The organism is Providencia sp. SP181, from assembly GCF_050446505.1.
GTDB classification, from domain to species: domain Bacteria; phylum Pseudomonadota; class Gammaproteobacteria; order Enterobacterales; family Enterobacteriaceae; genus Providencia; species Providencia vermicola.
In genome coordinates this window covers 83,006-103,317 of record NZ_JBBPXM010000008.1, presented here as the reverse complement: position 1 = coordinate 103,317, position 20,312 = coordinate 83,006, and the positions used below count along the sequence as shown (strand labels likewise).

The following is a 20,312-nucleotide window of genomic DNA, read 5'->3' as shown; positions in this document are numbered from 1 at the left end:
AAATTAAATTTTGCCTTGCCAAGCAAGCGCGGCTTTTTCCATCAACTGGTAAACGTGCTCAAACATCTCATCACTGCGTTTGTGCGGATCTGGGATTTCGGTTTTATTGATCCATTGCCCAAATAACATCACTTTACCGCGCGCTTCAGGAAACTGTTGGTGAATTTTAGCAATATGGTCGTTTTCCATCACTAGGATTAAGTCTGCTTTATGGCATATTTCGCTAGTTAATCGACGTGATTGATGGTTTTCAAGGGAAAGCTGATGTTGCTCGGCAATCCGGATGGCACTGTCATAAGCGGGCATGCCATTTTTAGCAATAATGCCTGCAGAGTGAACAGTTTTTTGGGGAAAATGCTGTTGCAATAAACGCTCCCCCGTAGGAGAGCGGCAGATATTTCCCATACAAACAACGAGAATATTATTAAACATATCGATTACCAGTCGTGAATACGCTTGGTACCTTCGGTTAACTGATTATACGAAGCGATAGTTGGTAACAGTTGAGTAATCAAGCGGTTCCAACGCACTACAGGCGCAGCGGTAACATACACTAAGTCATAAGGTTGCAGTTTAAATTCAGTGCCCATGACTAGTGATGTTGCATCTGATAAGTCTAGCTGATAGACCGCTGCCATTTTTTTCGGTAATAGTGCTTCGAGTTCTTTGTCTTCCGCTGGCTGGTTTTTAATTGGGCGGATGACAAATACCCCAGTTGCATTGGCGGTTGTTTGGTTAAGGCCGCTTGCTTTACTGAGTGCTTCAGTAATGCTCATACCTGCACGGTCAATAGTTAAGGTTGTTGGTTGGCCAACTTCACCCATCACGAAGACTTTTTGTGAGTCATTACGTGGCACATACAGCACATCACCTGGTAACATGAGGTAGTTTTGGGTTAAATCCCCATATTGGACTAAATCCTGTAATGAGACTTTAATTTCTTTGCCATTGCGGGTAAGAACCACATTATCCCAATCGGCCTTTTCGGTTAAGCCACCGGCATTATTAAAGGCTTCTAAAATCGTCAACGGCACGTTAGTAATTGGCAGTGTACCCGGTTTGGCGACTTCGCCTGACACATACATTTTTTGTGAGCGGAAGGCGGCAATACTGACATCCACTTGTGGGGATTCAATATAGGTGGCTAAGCGGTTGCTGATTAATGTACGGATTTCAGTAACGGTTTTACCGATCACTTTAACTTTACCAATATACGGGTAGTAAATGGTGCCATCGGAATGTACCCAGTTACCGGAATCTTGCGCACTACGGTATGAACCCGCAGGGATAGTCAGTTCAGGATGGTCCCAAACCGTAATGGTTAATACATCACCCGCACCTACACGGTATTCATAGTGAGTCAGCTGTTTTTCTAACTGCGCATTCGGTTTAGCAATGGTGGGTGCAGTGTACATATCATCCAACAACTTTGGTGAAATTGGGTAGATATCAACCAATTTAGTAATGTCACGGTCACCCGTATCAACAACATTTTTGCCTGAAGTTGACATATAGGCACCAGGGGTGACTGTACAGCCTGTTAATGCAGCTAGCATAAGTACAGTAATAGAAAGGCGTTTCAGCTTCATAAATGAGCTATTCCTATAATAAATATGTAAAAATATTGGTTTAGATGTATTATTATTAAAAATTGATATTACTTCGATACAAATGTATTTAGTAGCATTTCTTTTAAGCTTTTTACTATCTTGAGGTATAATGCTTTAAAAAGCCATAAAGAGAATAAAATGAAAAATACCAAGTAGATCGAATAATGCTCAGCTTCAATGTGTCCCTATAAAATAACCATTGATGTTTAGCCGCATTCAATTTGTTTTGAGTCATCCCTGAATCAGTACGATAGTGAGCTAACACTTTTGGATAGCAGTAGGCTCTTTCTTCTAATGAAAGCAATTTTAACCATAAGCCAAAATCTTGCCGTTTACGGATCAAAGGCATATATTGCTTTCCGAAATGTGCAGTATCATAAATTACAGTTAAGCAGCCTATTACATTACCATATAGCGATCTATGATAAGTGGTAAATTTAGGTGCAGTAATAACTTTTCCTAGTCCAGCTTCACTCAAATGTTGGTAGTAACTAAAAGTAAATCGGTAATTGTTTTCCAACATAAAATTAATTTGCTCACTTAATTTTGTTTTTAGCCACAAATCATCACTATCTAAGAAAGCAATGAACCGGCCTTTGGCTTGCTCAATTCCAATATTACGGGATACACCAGCACCTTGATTTTTCCTTGAGAAAATTAGATTAATTCTAGGATCTTTTAGTTGATTTAAGATATTAATCGTATCATCTGTTGAAGAATCATCAATAATAATTAGTTCTAAGTTTTGATAATCTTGAGTGAGAACGGACTGGATAGCATTCAGAATATTATTTTGTGCATTATAGCAGGGCATAATGACAGAAACTAAAGGCCTATTTTTTTCCATATTTATTTAATCGTTCCCAAATAAATCTCGAGTATAGACTTTATCCGCCACATCTTCGATTTCAGGCACCATACGGTTAGCTAAGATGATATCGCATTGGTTTTTAAATTCAGCCAAGTCATTGACCACTTTTGAATGGAAAAACTCAATTTCTTTCATCACTGGTTCATACACCACCACTTCAATACCCTTGGCTTTGATGCGTTTCATCACACCCTGTACTGCAGAGGCACGGAAGTTATCTGAGCCTGCTTTCATCACTAAGCGATAGACACCGACTTTGCGTGGCGCTTTAGCAATAATGGCGTCAGAAATGAAGTCCTTACGGGTACGGTTAGATTCTACAATCGCGTTAATCAGGTTATTCGGCACGTCATCGTAGTTAGCTAACAACTGTTTAGTATCTTTCGGTAAGCAATAACCGCCGTAACCGAACGACGGGTTGTTATAATGGCTACCAATACGCGGGTCTAACGAAACACCTTCAATAATTTGGCGTGCATTTAAACCGCGGCTTTCTGCGTAAGTATCTAGCTCGTTAAAGTAGGCTACACGCATCGCTAAGTAAGTGTTTGCAAACAGTTTAATGGCTTCCGCTTCCGTTCCATCGGTGAATAGCACCGGAACATCTTTTTTGATGGCACCTTCCAGCAACAAATCGGCAAAAATCTGCGCGCGCTCAGAGCGCTCACCGACCACAATACGGGACGGATGCAGGTTATCCCACAATGCGCGGCCCTCACGTAGAAATTCGGGGGAGAAAATCACGTTGGTGTAGCCAAATTCTTCCCGTAAACGTGCGGTAAAACCGACAGGAATGGTCGATTTCACGATAATCGTGGCGGTTGGGTTGATTTCATTTACATCATGAATAACAGATTCCACCGATTTAGTATTGAAATAGTTAGTTTTTGGGTCATAGTCGGTGGGTGTCGCAACAATCACATATTGTGCACCGTGATAAGCGGCGACTTTGTCTTCCGTTGCCCGGAAATTGAGGGTTTTTTCCGTTAAAAACTGTTCAATTTCGGCATCAACAATCGGTGATTGATGATTATTTAACATTGCCACTTTTTCAGGGATGATGTCCACCGCAACCACTTCGTGGTGTTGTGACAGTAACATGGCGTTAGATAGGCCGACGTAGCCAGTTCCTGCGATTGCTATTTTCAAAGTTTAGTCCTTATATTTTTATTATGTTTAATTTTAAACATAATAAAAAATGCATTATTGAGGTCATTAATGGTTTTAAATTTATTTAGATTTTTTACTAAATAAAGGTAATAAAGACTGGGTCCAAAAAACAATCCAAAAATTCGAGTAAAGCATAAATATCTTGAGGCGAAAGCCTCTTTTTTATTAAATATCTGGCCGCTAGAATCTGCAGGGTGATAACCAATAATTAAAGGTTTATATATTCCATTCATACTATTTTTTAATAATTTAGATAAAAAAACAGGTTCATCACATAAGAAATATGTTGCACCAGCCCCCATATCTTCAGGGAAACAAACTTTATTTTTTATGATTGGTTCCCTGCGAGCTGTTACTTCTATAGTTCCAACTTTTAAAATTGTTTTTAGGTTATGTTTGAAACTTGAAGAATGGAATTTTTTTGCGGCATTTTGCATGTCGGTTTGATTGCTATAAGCGAAAGTGATGAACCCTATTTCGGGATTTATCCTATATTGCTCAATTATTATTTTTTGAATGTCTTTTCTATAAATTACATCGTCATCACAAAATAAAACAATGTCCCCCGTGGCGTTCTTTAGTGCTATATTTCTACTTTTAGTGACTCCTTTTGTAAAGGATTTGTAATACTTTATATCACTTCGCTCTTTTAATAATGGTTCCATTATATAGTCATAGTTACTATTTATATTCATTTGATGAACAATCACTATATTAACACAGCTATTCGATAATGGTAGCTTTTCAATCAAGGAATGAATTCTATCCTCATGAGTTGAATACAACATGTCTAATTTCATTTTAAATTCACCGTCTTGCTTCAATGCGTTCCATTTTGTTAATTAAGATATAGGAAAGTGAAAATAAGAAAATAACTTTCATATAATTAACATTAAAAAATACTATTTCACCTTTATAATGATATATGAAAGATAAAATTATTATCCCGATGAAAAAAGAATTGTTTTTTTCTTTTATTCTAGTAGCTGAATAATATAAAAAGTATAAGAAAGCTGTATAAGGTATTAAGCTTCCGAGTGCTCCAAAGTAAAGCATAAATCGCATGTAACCAGTATCAGTATGCATATAGTATGTCCCATCACTATTTGTATATTTTCCATCGCCAAAAAATATTGTGGTAGCATTATCGGGGAGAAAATACATACTTTGTAGTCTTTCAGTAGAGGATACGGAGACGCTTCCATGCTCTATATAATTAATGATTGGTTGAAATGCGTAGGCAGAATAACTTTGTATAGTTGAGCCAATGGATGGTAAATTAATTAGAATGAAATATATTATAATACAAACTAATAGAGTTAGAAGTGAATATTTAATATAAGTAAAAATTGTTTTGGGTGTAATTGATTGAAAAATTACCATGCTAATACCTAGAGCAAAACCTAAGAAAGAAGTTCTACCAGCAGAAAGGGCAGCGATAAAGCACATGAGGAATATTATTATTTTATAAATACTCCAAGCTTTGATGGATTTAAGGTAAAAAACAAATATATAGCCAAGTAAGCCCATTGTGGCCGCTAAACCAAAAGCAACTGAGTCAGATAAACCTAATCCTCTGACCCCCCCATATATAGCCATTCTTTCGATATCTTCATCAGAACGTATTTTACTTTGAATTATATCTCTAATTTCTGGGGAAACTAGCATCAATATTATTATGACAGATTGAATTAATAAAACAAAGTAAAAATTCCTTTCTATTTTTTTGTTTTTAAAATAGGAATAAAATAGAGCAGAAAAAATAATTGAAGATATGAAAGATAGAGCCCCATTAATAATAGTTTTTTGAATTGTGAAATCATAAACGTTATGGAATGTAGTGCTGGATATTGTAGATAGTAAAAACATTAAATATATTATTAGTGTGATGAATACCACTTTATCTTTCATTAGCTCAGTCAAATTTTTAAAATAGCCTGGGACTATAATTAAAATTAATAATGAAATAGCTGCTGATACATACCCAGAACCGATGAACGAATATATAGGTATGTTAAATATAAATAAAAAAAGTAATATATTATATGTTGAGGATTTCATCATTTTATTTTTTTCTTAAAAATAATTTTAGCTTAAATATTAGTTGTAATGGAATGTATTTTTTGTTTTTTTGTAAAAACAATATACTATATAAACTATTGGTATTTTCTATTTCGGTATTTTTATATTTATTTCCCATTAAATTTTGTTTTTGAGCTTTAATTTTTGTGGTATTTTGGATTAAACTATTTTGCCTGCTGATAGATGTTTCCAATATTCTATACGATAATAGATATTCGGGGATTGTAGAGAATTTTATATTGTTTATATGAACTAGTCGTGCCCATAGCTCGTAGTCTTCTCCATGTATATATTCATCAGAGTAGTACAAATTATCCCCAAGGACTGATTTGTTGAACATAACAGCGGGATGTATAAATGGCGCCCCCAAAAAGCATGTGGCTTTCAACATGAAATTAAATCTAGCAGGTTTCCGTAATGCAATCATTCTACCTTCTTTATTTATTATTTTTGCATAAGAACCTACTACACCAACTTTTTTATTTTTTTTTAAAAAAGATAATTGCTTCTCAATTCGATTATTTGCAGATATATCATCCGCATCCATTCGAGCAATATAATTTCCATTAGCTATATTAAGACCTTCATTTAAGCTATATATTAATCCTTTATTATCACGATTAATCACTGTTATTCTATCATCGATAAAACTATTTATGATGTTTAATGATTTATCACTCGAACCATCGTTAATTACTATTATTTGTAAATTTTTATGAGTTTGGTTGACGATAGAGTCAATTGCTTCATAAAGAAATTTTTCAGCATTATATACAGGTAATATAACTGAAACTAGTTCATTTTCATTCATAATTTAATAGCCGTTCTAAACTGATTTTTTAAATAATTCTTTGTTTTTAAAGCATGCAATTGCTCTATATAGGCAGGTAACTATTGAATTTAATACTAGAGCCCAGCAAAGTGTTATAATATTAAAGTTTTCTGTAAGTAATAAATATAGTATCGCTAATAAATAAAATAAAGCTGATATGTAAATACTGTTGTTGAAAGCTTTTTTTCTATTAATAAGAATTAAAGCACAGTTTCCAGAAAAATAGGTGACTATATTTGCTATAGGAATAATATAAAGAATTAATAAATAAGGATAAGTATCTCGCATGTCATCACCAGCAAATAGAGCTATGACATCTTCACCGAAGAGGAATATAAATGGGTATGCTGCTAGGTATATAATAAGAAGTACAAAAATAATTTTAAATGCTAGGCTGAAGTTTTTTGTTTTTGCGATATGGGGATATAGTATTTGATTTAAAATATTTAATGGCATTAAAGCTAAATTTATTAATTTTTCAGCTAGGTCGTAATAGGCGACCTGAGCTAGGCCTATGTAGTTACCAATAAGATAGGTATTTAATTTTAAGATAATAACACCAACAGATCTAGATAGTAAAAAAGAGTAAGATTTTAGTAGGTCTCTTTTCATTCTAAAAAAGGAAACGCGTACAAACTTAATCTGTAGTTTTCTTCTGACGAAATAAAGTGAAATGACACCATTTAACATAGATGTAATAACTAGAGCTAATGGAAATGAGAAAAAACCTAAACTAGTATTAGTTCCAATTAGTATGATTAAAAGTAACATAAACCTAGAAAATAAATTTATCACAGCGGCGAATTTTATTTTTTCCAGACCTAAATATAACCATTGTGAAAATAATGCTTCTCCCAGAACTATTAAAAATAAAAAATTAGATAAGAAATATTCTTGACTTAATTTACTATTCAGCAGGATAAATACTTGATATACAGCTAGACAAATAAAAAAAAGAATAATCTTTATATATGTAATACTGCTGTATATAATGTTTAATCTTGTTTTTTTATCTCGGTTTTCAGCAGCGCTGCGGGTTCCTGAAATATTAAATCCAAAATCTACTATAATAGCTAAAAGCATAATTATACTTTGGATAAAGACGACAAGGCCATAATCAGCAATATTATATTTTCTAATTAAGTATGGATAATATATAAAAGGAACTAATAATGTGATTATCTGAATTAGAGATAGGTATGAAAAATTACTAACTATTTTTTTATTGAACATTATATATGATTTTTATTTAAGAGTTTAGTAAGAGAACTAATAACTAACTCTACCGACGCGATCCATAGCAACTGCAGCATTTTCGCCCTTCCAGTTTTTTTCTGGGATCATATAGTTATTACCATAGTAGCTGATCAGGTGTAGATTAGAATTTTTAGGTACATTCCAGTACTCATTTTCAAATAATATTTCTTGTACGCCATTATATGGATTTTTAAAGAGATAAAGTTCAAATCCACCTTTTTGTTTCAATGACTCATCCCAAGTCATATTTTTAAAAGGGCGGAATACAGGAGTATTTACTATGTTATCTATTATAGAACAATAAAAAAAATCTACAGTTATCCCATTAAATTTGTAAGACTCTTCATAGACAATACCATCTACTGCTATTTCTCTGATAAACTGAAAACCTAGTTTTTTTAATTCGTTGCGTATGCCTATACTCCATTGTGATTGTAGTAATCCAAGGTCAACATCATAATCATGAGGAATGATTTTATTATTTCTCACTGCTCCTAATAATGTGCCATATTCTAACCAATAAGTTATTTTCTGATGTTTGAAAAAAAGATACATTTTATCTAGCATCTGATCTTTTTCTTTATTTATAACTCTAGATCTTTTGTAAAAAGATAGATTTCTTTTTATATTTTTTAAATATTTAGTAATCACTTTGCTACCTGTAGGCATAGAGTTTTAGTATAAAAAGGATATGGGGATAGATATTTCATCAGGATACGGTTCAATGATATGTTTAGTTGTTTTATGTGGAAAGATTTTTTTCTGTTTTATATAATTTTGTACTATTTTTTTATTAACCTCAAAATCATCACGCCATGACACAACATTAACAGCAGGTGAGTCATAGCTTAACATGACTGAAGGAACTCGTTTTAGTCCTAAGCGTTTTGCAACCTCAAATCGATGATGACCATCCATAATAGCATATGAATTTTCTTCTAGAAGTAAAGGCACTCGCCAGAGTGCCTCCGATTTAATTTTTTCTACAAGCCATTCAACACGTTCAGGTATATGTTCTTCCGTAATTTGAATTTTTTCAATATTAACTAATTCTAAACGGTACACTTATGCAACCTTAGACTCTATTTCAAGTAAACTATCGATCAAATATTGATTATCAATGCTATCTCTAACTGCAAGCCTTACATATGACTGGCCATCGAATCCTTTTTTCTCTGAACAATCTTTTGCTAAGATATTATATTCAGTACAAAGTATTTCAATAAGTTTTTTAGATGGAATCAGATTAACGTTACATAGAATATAGTTGGCTTGAGATTTAATAGGAGACAGTAATTTATTTTTTGATAATGCATTAAACAATGAGTTTCTTTCAGTAATTATCTGACTACAAGCGTTGGCATATATTTTTTCATATTTTCCAATAATTTGAAAGAAAAATTCACCTAAAGAATTTATATTCCATACTGGAATTGCTTTTTTAATTAATGAAATTAATTCAATGTTTGAGCTTGCTATAACACCTAAACGAATTCCAGGGACACCATAACTTTTACTAATACTTTTTATAACAATTAACCCTGAGTATAAATTAAGAATTTCTTCTTTCATTAATGTTGAGTCTAGGCCATTTTCGGCAAAATCTACAAAGCTCTCATCTACTATAAATGTTTTTTTATTTGCTTTAAACCAATCAATTAGTTCTAGCAAATCTTTGTATGGGATAAAATTTCCAGATGGATTATCTGGATTAATTAGAATAACGCCATCATTTTCTTGAGCTAATTTAATAATGTCATTCTTATCATATGTGAAATTTTGATTATTAAGTTTTTGCAGAGTTACAGATTTGAACCTTGATGAGTATTCTTCAAATGTTGGAATAAAAAGACCTAGTTTTTCATTTTTATATTGAGCCAGTATATCGATCAGCTCTGCTGCTCCATTTCCTACGGCGATTTGATCTGGGCTGCACTTGAACATTTTCGCAGCCAAAAGCGATTGTACATTAGCACCTGATGGGTATTCGCGAACTAAAGTATCGAACGAGTTTTTCATTTCTCCCATAAATGTTTTATTAGGGAAATAAGGATTTACTAGATAGCAAAAATCAATAATATCGCTATAACGCCAATAACCACCATAACGGCGAGCTAGAAGGTTTAATTTTTCGTCTTTTGGGGCAAAAATAACATTTGCATTATCAAGGTCCTGAGCATCATCTATTTCATACCATTTTTCACCTTGTAATGGTAACGCTTTAAGCTCTTGGGTTTCTAGTAGAGTAATAACACGTAATACCTGTTCATAGTACTCGTTTTGACCTAATGCTTTTGAATATGCTTCTAAAAAAGGAACGTATGTATTCTCCAGAAAATTTTTAGAGAATTTATAAATATTGACTGTCTTGTAATATGAATCACTTTTACTAAATTCAAAATCTTTTTTCGGAACAAAGTTGACAATATCAAAATGATTATTAATTTCAACTACTGTACCATCCATCCATGGTTGGTATTTATCAACTACCGCTATATTTGGAAATTGATTTGATACTAGATTTTCTATGATTTTTTCTTCAAAAATTAGGTCGCTTTCTAATAGAATGGTATCATCTTTTATTAATTCATCTTTAGCTAGGTATATTGAATATATATTATTTGTTTTATCATATATGTCATTATCAATATATACTATTTCTATGCCATTATACTGATTGCCTAAAAATTTTTTCAAGTTGTCTTTTTGATAGCCAACTACGAGGATAATTCTATTAATATCATATTTTGATAAAATACTTAAACAACGTTCAATTAGTGTAATTTCATGTACAGATACCATACATTTAGTTTTATCACTAGTATATTTTCCCAAACGGTTGCCCATTCCTGCAGCAGGAATTAAAACTTGCATAGTTTATCCTTAATTATTTTTCTAGCCAGAATTTTGTGTTAGGTACAGACATTGAAATTTCTTGCCCTATAGAATTAGCTATTGCTAACTTATGTATATTTTTTGCAATAAATAAATCATGTATAGATAATCCTATATTATAACATATGATTTTTTCTAGTTGATTTTCTCTTCCTAATTTATCAGGAGATTTAACATAGGATGTTGTTTCTATTGCTTTATGTTTGAATTTTTCAAAATACTTAAATCCCGATACGTGTCCAATATCATCAACATACACCTTATCGAAAAATAAATCACAGTTGGTAAAGCCTCTGGTATGAATAGGAACAACTAAACACCCAGCCGAGAATTTATCATCATTACAAATATCGCTTTCAAAATAAGTTACAGATGAAATAATTATATCTGTATTTTCAATGCACTCATCGTATGTATCACATATAACGTATAGTGTATTTTCTGGAAGCAACTGTTTTGCGAATGCAATAAATTCAACATGTTGATTTTTATACTTCTTAACTTTAATAATTAAATCACGCTGGTCATACATGCAAGCAAATATTTTTAATGTCGCTCTAGCCTGTATTCCAACACCGATGAATGATAAAGAGCGAAAGTCATTTTTAGAAAATGAAAGGATTGAATGCGTTGCTATAGCACCTGTTCTCATTGCAGTAATAAAATTTCCATCCATAATGCATTCTAGATTGCCATCTTTCATATCATAAAGATATATTTGACTATCTAATACAGGTGATCTATTTGGGTATCTACTAACAATTTTTATACCTGCGGTTTCTTCTTTTAGCAAAAGAGAAGGCATGAAATTATAAAAGATATCCTCTTTAGGCTTTAAGCTAATTTTAGGTGGCAGAATAGTGTCATTTTTTTGGCTAATTGATTGACATGTCCAGCTATAAATTGTTTGCGGAGAGATATCTAGTTCCAATATATTTTGAAACGATAATAATTGCATAAGATAGCCTATGATTAGATAGTTTTAGATAATAGCTACCGCACTGGGTTGTCGGGTCCCAGAGCACCATTGAATTTGTAAATGCATACTTATTAATTGAAAACGTTACATTTTTTGCTATCGCGTTCAATTGATAAGTATGGCTTATTGTTTTTAGCCGCCAAAAGAGTATGCCTCATGGCGAATCGGGTCAAGCAAAAGCGCTTAATAATACCACCAAACCTAGGTAGTGACTATCACTGCGATTGTCTTAGAGAATAGTCCTAATAGGAGTATCAAATGAATAAGTTATTTTAAATTATCAGGTTATAATTCTTATTATACGCTTGTGCCGTGATTAAATATTTTGCTTAAGTTAAGTCTTTTATATCATTGCATTTAATGTGGATATAATTAGCTCAAAAATAAAACATACCTATTTTTACGCGAATTTGGCGTTACGATGGATTAATAATATGCGTGATTGATAATATTAATTTACCCAATTTTTACGTTTATTTTTCAGCCAGATATGTTTTTCTGCAAAACAGAAACAAATTGGCGAAAAAAACGGATTATAGTTTACCTATAATCCGTCAGACTGCAGCCAAACCGATTAGGTTTGGCTGCAGGTTGGATAGGTTTTGAAAAAACAAAGGAAAATCAAAGAATTGATTTTCGGCTGATAACACAAAGCAGGAAAAACCACGCTTTTATCCTGCTTTGTCAGCAACCTAATGGATTATAGTTTACCCATAATCCATTTCAATAATAAGCATGGCTTGTGACTATAAGATGATTACCACTTAAATGGCACGTTTACCGTCACTGCGGCACCGACATCATTGCGTGTTTCATAATCGGTTTTTGAAACCCACACTTTTGCGTCAGTACTGACGTCATTGTCAAAGTTATGCCACCAACCCATATCAACACCTTTGATGGTTTCAGATTTAGGGAATAACTTGTTGCCGTCAAAGTTAGACTTATTCACTTTCGCATACATCAAACGTGTGCTAACACGGTTATCATCATCAAGGGTATATTCCACTTTGGTGGTTAACATACGTCCATCACCACCCATACCATGGCCTAATGATGCACCTTGTTGGTAATAACCATTTTTGTAAATAAAGTGGCGATACATAACGCCGTCTTTATCCCACTCAGTGTGAGTATTCGCGCCTTCAATATACCAATTTAATGGTTGACCCCATAGCGTGTGATAGCCCTCGATACCGCCCATAAAGGCATTTTTCGATGGAAAAAGGTTGGCTTCATCTTCACCGACCATTTGGCCATATAAGCTGACAGGTAGATCGATTAATGGGTAAAGTTTCAGTTTAAAGTCTAAACCAGCCAGTTGGTTACCCGGATCGTCATTTACATCACCAGTATTATCCCTTCCGCCCATGGCATTCCAGAAAGAATTCCAGTTATTAGGACGGCCATCGCCTCCCCACATCACCACGCGGGAACCGCCGAGTTCAAAGAAATCAGTTGGGTTCATGGTCATGCGTAAACCAATCAGTTTAGTGTTTGGCTGGGATGAGTATTGTTTGATTTGGCCAGCGGTGAGCTGATATTGCCACGAGCCAATCCAAGAAAGCCATGGGGTTTCAAATGGGCTTTGGTCGGCGCGTTGCAGCAAAAAGCCAGTAACAGGGCGAGCCGCATCGGTGCGAATTAAGCTGCCGTCGTGACCAGGGCCCCACCATTGTGGGATCTCACCAAAAGTGACCCATTGGTTCCAAATTTTTACACCACCATATGAGCCATTGAGGTTGTAGTCAGAACCATTTTCAACGCGCAGAGCGCGCTCACCATTAGCGGTGAGGTTTAAATCCACATCGTCTGTGCTGTAGTTACCTGAAACGGTGTAACGAATGTCACTTTTTTCACTTTGGGCAAAGCCTTGCGGCATAGAGTTATGGCTAGAGGCAAAGTGCGTTTCCAGTTGAACACTGTTCTTTTTACGGTCTAGGTTTTTCTTAATACGCTGAATAATCGCTTCTTGTTCGCTATTGGTAATATTTGCATTATTCAACGAGCGGGTAATTTCTTCTTGGGAGAGTGGCCAAGTGGATAAGCTAATTTGAATGACGTTACGCTCTGAAAGCCATGCTAAATCACTGCGTAAGTTATCATTGGGTAGGACTAATCCCCCCGCCACACTGTGTGCGCTTATTGCGCCTAATACCGCAAGCATTGCCAGCTTGGTAAGCTTGAATTTTTTCATTGATAAATCCGTTTGAAGTTGAGTTCGCCTAATATTGAACAGGTCAATAAAGATAAATAAATTTCTAAAAATTAAACCAATATAAAGTGTAGTGATATTTTGCTTTATTATAAGTATGCTAATTTTAACGGGTGAGCCACCCGTGTTATGTCGAGAAGCAATCATCACAATTAAATTAAGTAAAATAGAATATCAGATTAAACTATTCGGGATAGGAAAGAGTAACTTATTAAAATATATAGCAATGTGATATGTATTAGATTTGTGTGTCTATTATTTCAATTTTATTGAAATTTAATTTTACTTTGTTATTTTAATTTAAAATAAACAGATTAATATTTTGTGAGATGGTTTAGGGTTTATTGCTATGGGAACTCAATATAAGAATATTCTATATTAGGTGCTTATAAATCCATTTGGGGAATAGAAATAAAAAAGCCCTCTATTTTAAATAGAAGGCTTTTGGGAGTAATGTTTGAAATGGCTTAACGGCCGTGCTCAGGTAGCCAGATTTGTAACCTTAGCCCGCCCAGAGGGCTGTCATCGGCTTTCACCCAGCCTTTATGCTGTGTAATCGCAGTTTCAACAATTGCTAAGCCTAACCCTGTACCGCCAGTTTCACGGTCTCGCGCTTCATCGGTACGGTAGAATGGGCGGAAGATATGCTCACGGTCTGCAGGGCTAACACCTGGGCCATCATCATCCACAGTAATCAAAATACCGTTGTTTTCTTCTTTAAAATCAACAGCAATATGGGTATGTGAATAACGCAGCGCATTACGGACAATATTTTCAAACGCACTACCCACCGCTGAAGGATTGCAATACAACGGCCAAGGGCCTGGGTTTGAGGTGATATCGAGCGTTTTGTTCATCTGTTCCGCTTCGAAGCTAGCATCATCTAAAATATCCCCCCAAAGTTCATCGGCTTTGATATTTTCGCGCAGAATTTCATTTTTATGTTGGCTACGTGAGAGCACCAACAAGTCATTGATCATGCTATCTAAACGATGCGTTTCGGTTTCGATGCGCTCCAGCTCTTTACTTTCACCATGGCGACGGCGTAATAGGGCGGTTGCCAGTTGTAAGCGAGTGAGTGGGGTGCGTAGTTCATGTGAAATATCAGAAATTAAGCGCTGTTGTGCACTCACCATGCCATCAAGTGCGCTGATCATCTGATTGAAACTGTTCCCTGCGGAGAGGAACTCTTGAGGCCCAGCTTCCAGTTCAGGGTGCGGCCGCAAATTCCCTTTGGCCACATCATCGGCTGCCATTTTCAGTTTTCGAGCGGGTCGAGCTAAGCTCCAAGATAGCCATAATAACAGTGGGGCACTGATTAACATGGTGGCAATTAAGAGCAAGAATGGCCTATCAAACAATAAGTTAATAAAGTCAGATTGCGGGCTGCTGGCTGGGCGCACTAAATAGAGTTGATAGTGGTCTTCGCCATCACGAATAGAGAACGGCCCGAGAATTTCAGCTCGGCCATATTTTTTCTTTTTGGGGTGATCGGCGTTATCGGATTGACCAATAAAGTTACGGATCACCTGCATTTCACTTGGCATTGCACCAATAACACGGCCTTCACTGGTGACAATAATTAGCCGCTGACCCGGCGGCGCCCATTTTTTGATGGCGTTGGAAATCCGACGCCACCAAAGTAGGTCATTCATGGGAGCTTGTGCGAGTTCGGCTTCAATATGTTGCTCAAGCATCTCGCCTTGGCGTTGTTCACTTTCCATCAGGACGGTGATTTGCCGAGAGTCGAGCTTGGGCACCATCAGCACTAGCATTAGCACTAGTGCGAGGGTAAACCAGAAAATCGCAAAGATCCTTGCGGTTAAGCTGTTGATCATGTGGCAGAAACCATTAAGTAACCACGGCCACGTAAGGTTTTAAACCAAGGTTGGCCATCAGTGCGTTCTGGTAATTTACGGCGCAAATTCGAAATATGCATATCAATAGCACGGTCAAACGGTGTTAGGCGTTTACCCAAAACTTCTTGGCTAAGGTGTTCTCGTGAAACTACTTGGCCTAAATGTTGTGCTAACAGATATAACAAGGTGAATTCGGTGCCCGTTAAGTCCAAAATTTCATTATCGAAACTGGCTTCTTGGCGACCTGGGTTGAGTTGCAGTTTATCAACTTGCAATACAGGGGTATTGCTGTTGCTATCCTGTGTTTGTTCACTCCAGTTTGAGCGGCGTAATAACGCACGAATACGTGCCACGAGCTCACGGTCATTAAACGGTTTTGGTAGATAGTCATCCGCACCTAATTCCAAGCCCAGTACTTTATCTAACTCACTACCACGAGCGGTTAACATAATGACAGGGGTCTGATGAATTTGGCGCAATTCTTTGAGTGTCTCAATACCATTTTTTTTCGGCATCATGACATCCAATAAAAGCAAATCAATGGATGAGTCAATCTGTTGCAATGCCTGTTCACCATCATAAGCGATGACGACATTGAAACCTTCCATTTCCAGCAGTTCTTTTAAGAGCGACGTGAGTTCACGGTCGTCATCAACTAATAGGATTTTATGCATTTTTTAAGTCCTCCAACTGCCAAAATACGATAACAATCTGTACGATTCCATGACTTTACGTTCTTTTACATGCTCTGACGCTAGTTTGCAGCCACAGGTGTATATTTATTCACATTGAATCACGAGCACAGTTCGGAGACAAGGTGTCAAATGCGAAGAACAACACATAGCAAAGTACATAATACAGTACATAAAACCGCAATGTTAGTTTTAGCTTCTGCATTTGTGTTCGGACCAACAATTGCTTTCGCAGAAGTTTCACAGAACGTTGCGAATGATGAAAGCTCAGTGCCATTAATGTTGCAGATGCAGCCTGAGGAAGTACCTTCGACAGCTCACCAAGTCGTTGTGCCATTTCAGTCACATGACATGTTTAGCAGTGAAGAACGCGCCAGCACATTTATGTTTAATGGTATCACATTAAATGAAAAGCAACGCCAGCAGCTACGTGATTTGATGGCAACGCAGCGCCATTATCGCACTGATAGCACGGCATTAGTGCAAGAGCGTGAAGCGTTACATAAATTAATTATAGCGGATAGCTTTGATGATAAAGCGGTTCGCCAGCAACTTGAAAAAAGAATGCAAAAAGAATTGGAACAACGCGTTGAAATGGCAAGAATTCATCATGAATTATACCAATTATTGACGCCAGAGCAGAAAAGTGAGCTTGAACAGATTCACCAACACAAAATGGCTGAATATCAAGCGATGCAGTTCCAATAAATCAGATTGAGAGTACCCGTAGTTGTAGTTGAGTAAGTAAGTTAATTTCAGATCCTTAATTTTGAAGTAAGTAGTGAAGTAGCAATAAATGAAGTTTTTCCTTGCCATAGACACCATCCCTGTCTTTTATAGCCCCTGTTAGGGGCTTTTTTTTCAATAAGTTATGTTCTCAATCCTTTAAAAACAGCAACTTATCAATTTTTAAAAGGCTATGAAAGTTCATCAAAGTTCGCCGAGGTGGACGGAAAGTGGACGGTCGCCCACCTCGATTTAATTAAATTTTCATACCATTTAGTGGATTAAGTTTTATTGCTAACTGTAAATAATCAGGTGCTAAATGAGCATAGGCCATTGTCTGGTTAATGCTCGCATGCCCTAATATTTCTTTTAGTGCAACAATATTTCCCCCGTTCATCACGAAATGGCTAGCAAATGTATGTCGTAAGACGTGTGTTGCTTGTCCGCGTGGCAAATCGGGTTTTATTTCCTTTAGTTTTTCTCTAAAGGTGTTGTAATCCACTTTAAATAATTTTCCTGACTTCTTCGTTTTGATTTGTTCTATCAATTCATCAGAAATAGGAATCACTCTTTTCTTACCGTTCTTAGTCTGTAAGAACGTAACTCGCCCATTCTGGACTTGTTCACTATGCAGTGTTTCTGCTTCACTCCATCTCGCACCAGTGCTTAGGCAAAGTAGTGCTATGAGCTTATAGTCACCAGATACAGCATTAAGCAATGTTGCTATTTCTTGTTCATTTAAAAATGTAAGTTCTGGTTGTTTCTCTTTAAGTGGTGGTAAGCCATTTATTGGGTTTTTGCTTTTGAATAATTCTAATTTTTCAAGAGCAGTGAACATACCCGATAAACGATAAAGGTCTCTGTTAATTGTTGCAGGGCTAATACCGTCAATTAGCCGAGAGCTACGATGTTCAAGTAGTGCGTGTTTATCTAATTGGTTCATCGTTGGATTACCGAGGGCTTTTACTGTTTTGAGTAAGTGCCTTTTTTCGATAACACCATTTTTTAACGTTTGGCCATGATACAACCACCATTTATCAAGTAATTCTTTCAGTCTTGCCTTTCCTGCATGCTCTATGTCACCTGAGAATTTTTTAGCATTTGCAATCGCGTATTTTTCAAATGTGACGGCTTCTACTTTCCGATCAAATATCCGTCTTAATCGTTTTCCATCTTTCCCGTTCGGGCGTAAATCCACTTCGTATCGACCATCATTGAGCTTCTTAATTGCCATAAGTAAGCCCTCCGATGTAGCTGACTGACTGTGACCAGCAGTAATCAGAATATAGATATAAAACGTCTAACCAGTTTTCTTCTCTGATTGGCGTGAGGTTGCTTTCTCTAGCCCATTGTGTGCGAGAGTCGGTGCTATTTGACCAACTTCAGGGGCTGTCTTACCTGTCATTAGCCATAAGCTATATTTTTCAAATCTGGGGTGCTCTGTCATTTTCAATAAATTCAATCCGCTAGGTTCATATACTCCAGTTTCATATTTACCTAGTGTGCTTATAGATAAATCAATCATTTCACATAACTGAGTTTGGCTAAGACCCTCCGCAATTCTGATGGCCTTAACTTTTTCGCTCAATTTCATTTGACACCTTCCTATATAGGATGTAGATTTATCCGAAACATTCCTATTTAGGATGGTTTCGGGCAACGGAAAACCCTTTAAAACTACTTATAAACGGTTTTAAAGGGTTTGATCTAACGAGGGTAGCAAATGAACAAAGAGCAAATCAATGTCAAATATCCGGTTAATGCAGTGCCATTGGCAAAATTTGCGGAGATGATCGGTAAAAGCAAAGGTGCTGTTGAGTCAATGGTAAAGAGTGGGAAGTTACCAGTCGTAGAATTTCGCGATCCAACGAAGCCAAAAAGCAGGGCTGGAGAAATTTGGATAAGTATTACTGCGTTTAATAAAGGCATGGATGAGGCTCATTCAAATAGGCCAAAAGAACAGCGTGACGCATGGTTATTATGGTTGGGGCTGTAATATGCAAATATTACAGCTTAAATCTCATTGTTTTATTTATCGTGGTTTCACGATTAAAAAAATACCACGGAATAAATTACGCCAGATAACGCGCTATCAAGTTTCACAGAATGAACAATCATTCGGGTTATTTGATGCAATGGCGGAAGCGACAAAATATATAGATAAACTTTACGGGGTTTAATATGGGTAACACGGCGATGAAAGAAATAGATAATAAAGGCGAGAAAGTAAATACAGCCGAGATTATTAGTTTTCAATCAAAGCTGGCTGATGCCCCTAACATAAAAAGAAAGTCTTATGATCGGTACTCTAATGATGGAGGAACACTCACAGAGCGCACCGCAGCACTGAACAAAGCGGCAGAGTTGAGAACTCAGTTACTACAATGCCGTAATGAAGAACCAACAAATCAACAATTATCAGGTTTCATTGATTACTTACGTAAACAAGATAAAAGAATATTAGATATGATTTTTCATCTTGCAAATTTAAGCGATAAAAAAGAAATGAAATTTGATGAATTAACTATTAGCGAGCAGAAGCAATTTATTAATGCACTTAATCAAATAAAGGCATTAAATGCATTGTTACCAACACATATAGTAATGCCAGTCTAATTAATTTAATTATTAAAAATAATGACGTTTATTCGTCAGGGCTTTTTACAATCAAAATATAGGTAATGAACATGAGAACATTTCCTGATCCAATATTTACTCCTGTAGCAGAAAACATAAAAGCTAACCGAGAAGATGAGCGCAAATCACTTATTGGCGGGTTTGCTGATCGCCAGCGTTCACTAGCTTACAAGGTTTTAAGTGAAAAACTGAGTTATGGAGAAATACATCAGTTATTGATGAGTGAAGCTGACTATTTAGAAAACCAAGCGGCGGAGCTAAATCATGTCTAAAGAAATTGACCGCGCTAGCGACCACGAAATGTTAATCCGAGAACAACAAATAAAAGCAATTACTGATCGCCCGCGTGGCGTGTCTGCTTTCTTTTGTGAATGTTGCGGAAAGCCAATCCCTGAAAGCCGCCGTATTGCGTCCATTGGTTGCACTTTGTGCATTGACTGCCAAACGGTATCCGAACTTAAAAGCAAACATTATCGGAGCGTGTGAA

The 20,312-nt window shown here is 35.9% G+C and carries 23 protein-coding genes; 6 read left to right on the top strand and 17 right to left on the bottom strand.

Translation table 11 applies throughout. The features are described from left to right. Positions 1-3 precede the first annotated feature (3 nt). The 15 genes from AABS66_RS14820 to cpxR form a co-directional block, all read right to left on the bottom strand. Entirely contained in the window at positions 4-432 is a 429-nt protein-coding gene (locus tag AABS66_RS14820; RefSeq protein WP_430225108.1) for a protein tyrosine phosphatase, read from the bottom strand. A 5-nt stretch (positions 433-437) separates the two neighbouring features. Next, a complete protein-coding gene (locus tag AABS66_RS14815; protein ID WP_375083795.1) occupies positions 438-1,589 on the bottom strand; it encodes a polysaccharide export protein in 1,152 nt (383 codons plus the stop codon). Between the two features lie 115 nt (positions 1,590-1,704). Further along, positions 1,705-2,457 carry a glycosyltransferase family 2 protein gene (locus tag AABS66_RS14810; RefSeq protein WP_430225107.1) on the bottom strand — a complete coding sequence of 251 codons (753 nt, stop codon included), beginning with the start codon at positions 2,455-2,457 and terminating at the stop codon, positions 1,705-1,707. Positions 2,458-2,463: 6 nt separating this feature from the next. Then, the gene (locus tag AABS66_RS14805) at positions 2,464-3,630 is read right to left on the bottom strand and encodes a nucleotide sugar dehydrogenase (protein ID WP_430225106.1); all 1,167 of its coding nucleotides are present in this window, start codon (positions 3,628-3,630) and stop codon (positions 2,464-2,466) included. Further along, complete coding sequence (locus AABS66_RS14800) at positions 3,627-4,475, bottom strand: glycosyltransferase family A protein (RefSeq protein ID WP_430225105.1); 849 nt, start codon at positions 4,473-4,475, stop codon at positions 3,627-3,629. Before AABS66_RS14800 ends, AABS66_RS14805 begins: the two co-directional genes overlap by 4 nt. Beyond that, positions 4,459-5,715 carry a hypothetical protein gene (locus tag AABS66_RS14795; RefSeq protein WP_430225104.1) on the bottom strand — a complete coding sequence of 419 codons (1,257 nt, stop codon included), beginning with the start codon at positions 5,713-5,715 and terminating at the stop codon, positions 4,459-4,461. Before AABS66_RS14795 ends, AABS66_RS14800 begins: the two co-directional genes overlap by 17 nt. A 1-nt stretch (position 5,716) precedes the next feature. Beyond that, positions 5,717-6,544, bottom strand: a complete 828-nt coding sequence (locus tag AABS66_RS14790) for a glycosyltransferase family 2 protein (protein WP_430225103.1) — start codon at positions 6,542-6,544, stop codon at positions 5,717-5,719. 15 nt (positions 6,545-6,559) lie between these two features. Beyond that, positions 6,560-7,798: an oligosaccharide flippase family protein gene (locus AABS66_RS14785; RefSeq protein ID WP_430225102.1), complete on the bottom strand. Its 1,239-nt coding sequence runs from the start codon at positions 7,796-7,798 to the stop codon at positions 6,560-6,562. A gap of 36 nt (positions 7,799-7,834) precedes the next feature. Continuing rightward, positions 7,835-8,473: a LicD family protein gene (locus tag AABS66_RS14780; protein WP_430225101.1), complete on the bottom strand. Its 639-nt coding sequence runs from the start codon at positions 8,471-8,473 to the stop codon at positions 7,835-7,837. A gap of 24 nt (positions 8,474-8,497) precedes the next feature. Continuing rightward, entirely contained in the window at positions 8,498-8,887 is a 390-nt protein-coding gene (locus AABS66_RS14775; RefSeq protein ID WP_272539876.1) for a ParB N-terminal domain-containing protein, read from the bottom strand. After that, complete coding sequence (locus tag AABS66_RS14770) at positions 8,888-10,696, bottom strand: aminotransferase class I/II-fold pyridoxal phosphate-dependent enzyme (protein WP_430225100.1); 1,809 nt, start codon at positions 10,694-10,696, stop codon at positions 8,888-8,890. 13 nt (positions 10,697-10,709) lie between these two features. Further along, the gene (locus AABS66_RS14765) at positions 10,710-11,675 is read right to left on the bottom strand and encodes a hypothetical protein (RefSeq protein ID WP_430225099.1); all 966 of its coding nucleotides are present in this window, start codon (positions 11,673-11,675) and stop codon (positions 10,710-10,712) included. Positions 11,676-12,453: 778 nt separating this feature from the next. Next, positions 12,454-13,893 (bottom strand): capsule assembly Wzi family protein, encoded by a 1,440-nt coding sequence (locus tag AABS66_RS14760; protein ID WP_404461701.1) that lies wholly within the window; start codon positions 13,891-13,893, stop codon positions 12,454-12,456. Between the two features lie 485 nt (positions 13,894-14,378). After that, positions 14,379-15,749, bottom strand: a complete 1,371-nt coding sequence (gene cpxA, locus AABS66_RS14755; RefSeq protein ID WP_047756819.1) for an envelope stress sensor histidine kinase CpxA — start codon at positions 15,747-15,749, stop codon at positions 14,379-14,381. Further along, entirely contained in the window at positions 15,746-16,444 is a 699-nt protein-coding gene (gene cpxR, locus AABS66_RS14750; protein WP_206085856.1) for an envelope stress response regulator transcription factor CpxR, read from the bottom strand. The genes cpxA and cpxR overlap by 4 nt, the downstream gene beginning before the upstream one ends. 150 nt (positions 16,445-16,594) lie before the next feature. Between cpxR and AABS66_RS14745 the strand changes: the two genes are divergently transcribed. After that, the gene (locus AABS66_RS14745) at positions 16,595-17,170 is read left to right on the top strand and encodes a Spy/CpxP family protein refolding chaperone (RefSeq protein ID WP_206085858.1); all 576 of its coding nucleotides are present in this window, start codon (positions 16,595-16,597) and stop codon (positions 17,168-17,170) included. 274 nt (positions 17,171-17,444) lie between these two features. Here the strand turns inward: AABS66_RS14745 and AABS66_RS14740 are convergent, their stop codons facing one another. Next, positions 17,445-18,422: a phage integrase gene (locus AABS66_RS14740; protein WP_430225098.1), complete on the bottom strand. Its 978-nt coding sequence runs from the start codon at positions 18,420-18,422 to the stop codon at positions 17,445-17,447. A 66-nt stretch (positions 18,423-18,488) separates the two neighbouring features. Continuing rightward, positions 18,489-18,782 (bottom strand): helix-turn-helix transcriptional regulator, encoded by a 294-nt coding sequence (locus AABS66_RS14735; protein ID WP_430225097.1) that lies wholly within the window; start codon positions 18,780-18,782, stop codon positions 18,489-18,491. A 129-nt stretch (positions 18,783-18,911) separates the two neighbouring features. Between AABS66_RS14735 and AABS66_RS14730 the strand changes: the two genes are divergently transcribed. The 5 genes from AABS66_RS14730 to AABS66_RS14710 all read left to right on the top strand — a co-directional run bounded on the left by AABS66_RS14730 (position 18,912) and on the right by AABS66_RS14710 (position 20,311). Continuing rightward, positions 18,912-19,184 (top strand): Cox family DNA-binding protein, encoded by a 273-nt coding sequence (locus AABS66_RS14730; protein ID WP_231068613.1) that lies wholly within the window; start codon positions 18,912-18,914, stop codon positions 19,182-19,184. 1 nt (position 19,185) lies between these two features. Beyond that, a complete protein-coding gene (locus tag AABS66_RS14725; protein ID WP_219245085.1) occupies positions 19,186-19,368 on the top strand; it encodes a hypothetical protein in 183 nt (60 codons plus the stop codon). Between the two features lies 1 nt (position 19,369). Further along, positions 19,370-19,804: a DUF5347 family protein gene (locus AABS66_RS14720; protein ID WP_377146347.1), complete on the top strand. Its 435-nt coding sequence runs from the start codon at positions 19,370-19,372 to the stop codon at positions 19,802-19,804. Positions 19,805-19,875: 71 nt separating this feature from the next. Next, positions 19,876-20,097, top strand: a complete 222-nt coding sequence (locus AABS66_RS14715) for a DUF2732 family protein (RefSeq protein ID WP_165880734.1) — start codon at positions 19,876-19,878, stop codon at positions 20,095-20,097. Continuing rightward, positions 20,090-20,311 carry a TraR/DksA C4-type zinc finger protein gene (locus tag AABS66_RS14710; RefSeq protein ID WP_210847152.1) on the top strand — a complete coding sequence of 74 codons (222 nt, stop codon included), beginning with the start codon at positions 20,090-20,092 and terminating at the stop codon, positions 20,309-20,311. The genes AABS66_RS14715 and AABS66_RS14710 overlap by 8 nt, the downstream gene beginning before the upstream one ends. The last annotated feature ends 1 nt before the right edge of the window (position 20,312 follow it).